The sequence below is a fragment of the Pauljensenia sp. C0254C2 genome (assembly GCF_056583835.1).
The window spans coordinates 83,201-89,829 of sequence record NZ_JBWPJO010000009.1 but is presented as its reverse complement, the minus strand read 5'-3'; the positions used below and the strand labels follow the sequence as shown (position 1 = coordinate 89,829).

Annotated in this window: 3 protein-coding genes and 1 tRNA gene; 3 read left to right on the top strand and 1 reads right to left on the bottom strand. The window is 59.3% G+C overall.

Annotated features, from left to right (window positions below; genetic code table 11):
- Positions 1 to 3 precede the first annotated feature (3 nt).
- Positions 4 to 76 (bottom strand) — tRNA-Gly (locus tag AC1DA5_RS07890).
- A 233-nt stretch (positions 77 to 309) separates the two neighbouring features.
- Here AC1DA5_RS07890 and glgX point away from each other — a divergent pair.
- From glgX to treZ, 3 genes are read left to right on the top strand one after another with little or no spacing between them, the layout of a single operon-like run.
- Positions 310 to 2,421 (top strand): glycogen debranching protein GlgX, encoded by a 2,112-nt coding sequence (glgX, locus tag AC1DA5_RS07885; protein ID WP_058236586.1) that lies wholly within the window; start codon positions 310 to 312, stop codon positions 2,419 to 2,421.
- Between the two features lies 1 nt (position 2,422).
- On the top strand, positions 2,423 to 4,930 hold the full coding sequence (treY, locus tag AC1DA5_RS07880; RefSeq protein ID WP_058236585.1) for a malto-oligosyltrehalose synthase: 2,508 nt from the start codon (positions 2,423 to 2,425) through the stop codon (positions 4,928 to 4,930).
- Positions 4,927 to 6,627: a malto-oligosyltrehalose trehalohydrolase gene (gene treZ, locus AC1DA5_RS07875; RefSeq protein ID WP_070726586.1), complete on the top strand. Its 1,701-nt coding sequence runs from the start codon at positions 4,927 to 4,929 to the stop codon at positions 6,625 to 6,627. The genes treY and treZ overlap by 4 nt, the downstream gene beginning before the upstream one ends.
- Positions 6,628 to 6,629 lie beyond the last annotated feature (2 nt).

Genomic DNA, 6,629 nt, shown 5'->3' with positions numbered 1-6,629 from the left:
CCGAGCGGATGACGGGACTCGAACCCGCGACCCTCACCTTGGCAAGGTGATGCTCTACCAACTGAGCCACATCCGCGATGCGCTTGTCAATCAAGCGACGCAGGGAAGCTTAACAGGTTCTGGCCCGGTTGGGGAAATCCTGAGGACTTAGGCACGGCGCGTTCCGGCATCGAAAACTCACCAGAAAATGTCGAAATTCCGCCATTTTCCGCGACTTTTCGCCACCTTCGGGCAGGAATTTTCGCGACCAGCTTCACAATTTTCCACGCTCAGTGCACTCTTTTCGAGGTTTCATGGCAATCTAAGAGTATGGATATTTGGCCAGGACATGCCTACCCGCTGGGCGCAATGTATGACGGCAATGGAACAAATTTCGCAGTTTATTCATCTATCGCGGACCGCATTGAATTGTGTCTCCTTGACGAGGATCGTCACGAAACCACAGTTGAACTCACTGAGGTCGATTATGACCAGTGGCACGCCTACCTGCCCGGCATAGGGCCCGGACAGCGCTATGGCTACCGCATCCACGGTCCCTACGCGCCAGACGAGGGACATCGATGCGACCCGTCCAAACTCCTGCTCGACCCTTATGCGAAAGCAATTGAAGGGCAGATCAACAATTCCAATTCGGTCTTTTCCTACAACTTCAACGACCCAGCGCAACCGAATCACGACGACTCTGTCCACGACACGATGCTCTCCGTCGTCGTCGACGAGTCCTTCGACTGGGGCGATGACCGTCGCCCGAACTACGGGTATTCCCAAACAATCATTTACGAGGCACATGTACGCGGCATGACCATGCTGCACCCGGACGTGCCAGAAGAGCTGCGCGGCACCTACGCAGGGATCGCTCATCCGGCGATCATCAAACACCTGCAGGATCTTGGCATCACGTCCATTGAACTGATGCCGATCCACCAGTTCGTCAATGACCCATCCCTGCAGGCTCGTGACCTGTCGAATTACTGGGGTTACAACACCATCGGATTTTTCGCCCCGCACAACGCCTATTCATCGTCGGGTCAGCTCGGCGGGCAGGTCACCGAGTTCAAGAACATGGTGAAGACGCTCCACGCGGCCGGTATCGAAGTCATCCTCGACGTGGTGTACAACCACACCGCTGAAGGTAACCACATGGGGCCGACGCTGTCACTCAAGGGCCTCGATAACGCGAAGTACTATCGCCTCGTTCCCGATGATCTGAGGCATTACTTCGACACCACCGGCACAGGCAATTCCCTGCTCATGTCCTCGATCTCGGTCCTGATGCTCATCATGGATTCGCTGCGTTACTGGGTCACTGACATGCATGTCGACGGCTTCCGCTTCGACCTGGCAACGACACTGGCACGCCAGTTTGACGAGGTCTCCCACGCCTCGACTTTCTTTGACCTGATCCACCAGGATCCGGTGATCAGCCAGGTCAAACTCATCGCTGAGCCGTGGGATGTCGGCTCCAACGGCTACCAGGTAGGAGGCTTCCCTCCCCTGTGGTCCGAATGGAACGGTGAATACCGCGATGCTGTGCGCGATTTCTGGCGCGGGGAGTTCTCGTCCCTGTCCAGTTTTGCCTCCCGTCTGGCTGGCAGTGCTGACCTCTATGAGCATTCAGGACGGCGCCCTGTCGCCTCGGTCAACTTCATCACCGCTCATGACGGCTTCACCATGCGTGACCTCGTGTCCTATAACGGCAAACATAACGAGGCAAACGGTGAGGACAACAATGACGGCTCGTCCAATAACCGCTCCTGGAACTGCGGAACGGAAGGTCCGACGGATGATCCGGGCATTCAGGAGCTCCGCCAGCGCCAGATTCGCAATTTACTCACCACTCTTTTCTGCTCGCAGGGTCTGCCCATGCTGGCTCACGGTGACGAAATCGGACGCACGCAGATGGGCAATAACAACGTGTACTGCCAGGACAATGAGCTGTCATGGATGCACTGGGATCTGGAGGACTGGCAGCGCAAACTGCTCGCTTTCTCTCAGCGCCTCGTCCACCTGCGGCGTGATCACCCCGTTCTGCGCCGCCGACGCTTCCTGAAAGGGCCGGCAACGCGCGGCGGTGAATCGGAGCTGGGCGAGATCGAATGGTTCACCCCTGCCGGCACTCACATGACGGAAGACGAGTGGAACCAGGCATGGGCTCGCTCCACGATGGTCTTCTACAACGGTAACGCCATTCAGGAACCCGACCCTGAGGGCAACACGATCACCGATGATGATTTCCTGCTGATGATCAACGCGTCTCCTGACTCCGTTGAATTCACCATTCCGAACCAGACGTATGGCAAGACCTGGACAACGGTGATCAACACGGGTGACGATGATGATCACAGTCAGTACCAGTCCGGTGACTCAATCACGCTGCCCGGCCGCACCACGATGATTCTGCTGAATCCGTTGGGACAGTGACATGTCTGATCTTCATCCCCACGTTCCCCCGTCATCTCGATACACTCCACTGTCGACGTATCGACTCCAGCTCACTCCGGATTTCACATTTGAACACGCCCGTGGTGTCCTCGAGCATATTCGCCGTCTGGGAGCCACGGATGTTTACCTCTCCCCTATCCTGCAGCCTGTCAAGGGTTCCCGGCATGGGTACGACGTGGTGGACCACTCCCATGTCAACGCGGAGCTGGGTGGGCGTGAAGGGTTTGAAGATTTTGCGCGCGCCGCGCACGCCCTCGGCCTGCACGTCGTGGTCGATATCGTGCCGAATCACATGGCTGTGCCCACTCCGGTGTGGCAGAACCGCGCCATGTGGTCAGTGCTGAAACGGGGCGCCGAGTCACCGCGCGCACGCTGGTTCGACGTGGCGACCGATCAGCCCATTTTGATGCCGATTTTGGGTGCGCGCATCGGCCAGGTGCTCTCCGCCGGTGACCTACACGTGGAATCAATGGTGGTTCCAACTGAGCCGGAATACGGTGAGCAACCTGTCCTGCGCTACTTCGATCACGTGTTCCCCCTGGCGGAGGGAACCGAGTTCCTCCCGTTGGAAGTTCTGCTGGAGCGCCAGCATTACCGCCTGGCTCACTGGATGGTCGGTGACGAGGAACTCAACTACCGCCGTTTCTTTGACGTGGACACGCTGGCAGGTTTACGTGTCGAGCGTGAAGACGTGTTCGAGGCGACTCATCACCTGCTGTTCGACCTGTTCGACGAAGGCTTCATTGACGCGTTCAGAGTGGATCATCCTGATGGCCTGGCTGATCCGCGCGGCTATTTCCAGCGTCTGAGCCAACGCACCGGCGGCGCCTGGATTGCTGCTGAAAAGATTCTCGAAGGCGAAGAGCACTTGCCCTCTGATTGGGATGTTGCCGGGACAACAGGCTATGACACCGCATGGCGCATCAACTCCCTGCAGGTCGATCCGCGAGCGAACATGCCGATGGGTGCCATCATGCAGGAGCTGACCGAAGATTCACCGGCGGACTTTGCGCGGCTCGAACACGAATCGAAACGGCAGATCATTCGCACCTCGCTGGCAGCTGAGCTGCACCGCCTGGCCTCGTTGATCTGGGAAATTTGCCAACAGGACCTGCGTCTGCGTGACCACACGATGCGTACCTTCGAACGCTGCCTGGGCGCCCTCGTGATGAATATGGATCGCTACCGGATCTACGTGGTGCCCGGATCCCCCACCCCGCAGTGGGCGCGCGATGAGATGACCGAGGTGCGTGACCGTTCGCTGCGCGAGTTGCGTGACTCAGGGTTTGACGGCATTGAGGACACGATGGATGTGCTCATTGCGCTCATCCTGGGCGACGAAATCGGCACGGCAGGTCTGGCATCCTCCGATGAGCGCCGCGACGAAGTGCCGGTGCGGTTCCAGCAAGTGTGCGGTGCGGTCATGGCAAAGGGTGTCGAAGACACCGCGTTCTACCGTTGGACCCACCTGTGCGCACTGACTGAAGTGGGAGGCAACCCCACCCATTTCGGTATCAACCTGGACATGTTCCATGCGTTCGAAAGTGCATTGCAGTCGTCGTGGCCGGCGACCATGACATGCGGAACGACCCACGATTCCAAGCGTGGTGAAGATGTGCGAGCCACACTGGCCGCCATCACGTCATATCCCAGTCAATGGGTCTCCCTCGTCCAGCAGCTACGTCTGACCAGCGCCGAATACCGGCCACTCACGCTTGATGGGCGCACGGAAAACCTCCTGTGGCAGACACTTGCCGCGACCACGTGGTGTGAGTCCGACCCGATGACGCAGGAGCGCCTGACTGACTACCTGCAAAAGGCAGTGCGGGAACAGAAAACGTGGACGACATGGACGCATCCTGATGAAGAACGGGAAGAGGAGCTGTTTGACTTTGCCCGCCAGGTACTCGCTGATTCCTCGATCACCGAACTGCTCACACGCTTTCATGAGCTGACGGAGCCGGTTCGCAACTGCTGCATCGAAGTGACGAAAGCCCTGCAATTGACGGTTCCTGGAGTGGCTGATGTGTATCAGGGTTCCGAGGGGCTGGCGACTTCCCTGGTTGATCCGGATAACCGACGTCCGGTTGATTTTGAACGACTCGGGCGGTTGCTGGATTCAGACGAGCAGACTCTCGAGGGTCGAAAAGTGCGCCTGACCCGCGGAATCCTGAAGCTTCGCAGCCGCCACCGCGACGCATTCGTATCCGCACACGCAACGTATACACCACTGGCAACAACCACCGGACATGCGATCGCCTATGCACGCGGCGACCAGGACGGCCCACGCGTGTGTGTCATCGCTGTGCGACTGCTCAGGGCACTGCGTCAGATCGGCGGCTGGGGGGATCATCGTGTCTACCTTCCAGCCGGCTCATGGCAGGACATCATGTCAGGGCGACGATTCGACGTCACTGACGGCAACGGTTTGAGCCTGGCTGATGTGATGAATGACGACAACGTCGTGGTTGTGGAGAAACTCTCGTGACGCGGGTGTGGGCGCCGGACGCTCAGAGCGTCGACCTTGTTCTGGCCGACGCGCAGCTCCCCATGAGCCGCGCCGCTGGCGGCTGGTGGGACGGCCCTGATCTGCCCGATGGGACAGATTACGGTTTCCGCCTCGATGGTTCTGACCCGCTGCCTGATCCGCGATCCTTCTACCAGCCTTACGGGGTTGATGGTCTGTCACGCAGTTGGGATCCTTCACGACATCACTGGGTCGCATCGCCCGGCACGTCCGTCCTGGGCAACGTCATCTATGAACTCCACGTCGGTACGTTCACTGCTGAAGGCACCCTGATCAGTGCCATCGAACGCCTCGACCACCTGCGTGACCTGGGGGTGACCACAGTTGAGCTCATGCCGCTGGCACAATTCAGCGGAGAGTTCGGATGGGGGTATGACGGCGTGGATCTTTTCGCCGTTCACCGAGCCTACGGCGGTCCGGATGCCCTCGTCGAATTTGTCAACGCTGCCCATGAACGCGGCCTGAATGTGTGCATCGACGTCGTCCTCAACCACCTCGGTGTGTGGGGCAACTACCTGTCGATGTTCGCACCGTACTTCCACCCCACTGCGACCGGACCGTGGGGGCCTGTGCTGGACTTGAACGGTCCCGAACAGCGCGCCTACCTTATTGACGTGTGTCGCCATTGGCTGGTCACCATGCATGCCGATGCGCTGCGTCTGGATGCGGTTCACGCCATTCACGACGAGACGGATCGACACCTGCTGGCAGAACTATCAGAGTGCGTGGCCCAGTGGTCGCACGACGAGGGGCGCCCGATGACGCTCATTGCCGAATCTGACCTCAACCAGCCTTCGATGGTGATGCCCACCAGTGAGGGCGGTATGGGGATGGACGCTCAGTGGGCTGATGACATCCACCACGCCCTGCACGTGGCGCTCACGGGCGAAATTGACGGGTACTACGGTGATTTTGCCGATACGCACGCGCTGGCAACCGTGCTGGAAAATGTCTTCTACCATGATGGTCGCTACTCGACGTTCCGCCACCAAAACTGGGGTGCACCCGTTCCTGCCACTCTGGATCGGCGCAAATTCGTCGTCTTTTCCCAAGATCACGACCAGGTTGGCAACCGCGCTCAAGGCGACCGCCCCAGCCAGGTGCTCTCCGACGCACAACTGGCCGCCTCTGAAGCAATCATCCTGCTCAGCCCCTTTACCCCCATGCTGTTCATGGGTGAGGAATGGGGCACGCGCACACCGTTCCGATTCTTTGCCGACCAGGAAGACGACGAGCGCGCCCAACTCGTGCGCGAGGGCCGTCAAAAAGAATTCAGTGAGCACGGTTGGAGCGGAGACGTTCCCGACCCAACCTCGCGCACGACTGTCGACCATTGCGTGCTGGACTGGAGTGAGCCGCGCGACGGCAGATGCCGACGCATGCTCGAGTGGGCACGTTCGATGATTCATGTGCGCGCCACGGCGCCCGGCGTGCGTGACGGTGTCTGTCAACGCGTCACTCACGAGGGTGACATTGTGCGCATGATCAATGGTGCTGTCGCGGTCGAGGCCGATATGAACGGTGACGCACTTCCGGCTGCAGACAGTCACGATTGGCCGCGTGAAAACGGTGGGCATATTGGTTCCCTGCTGGCATCCTTCCCTGATCAGAAGAGCGCCGCCGTGCGGGTCTGGCAATGGGTCGGCGTGCCTGACTGAAT

Bases quoted from the DNA above. Each gene is read 5' to 3' on its own strand.
- glgX (WP_058236586.1), top strand. From the start codon at position 310: ATGGATATTTGGCCAGGACATGCCTACCCGCTGGGCGCAATGTATGAC.
- treY (WP_058236585.1), top strand. From the start codon at position 2,423: ATGTCTGATCTTCATCCCCACGTTCCCCCGTCATCTCGATACACTCCA.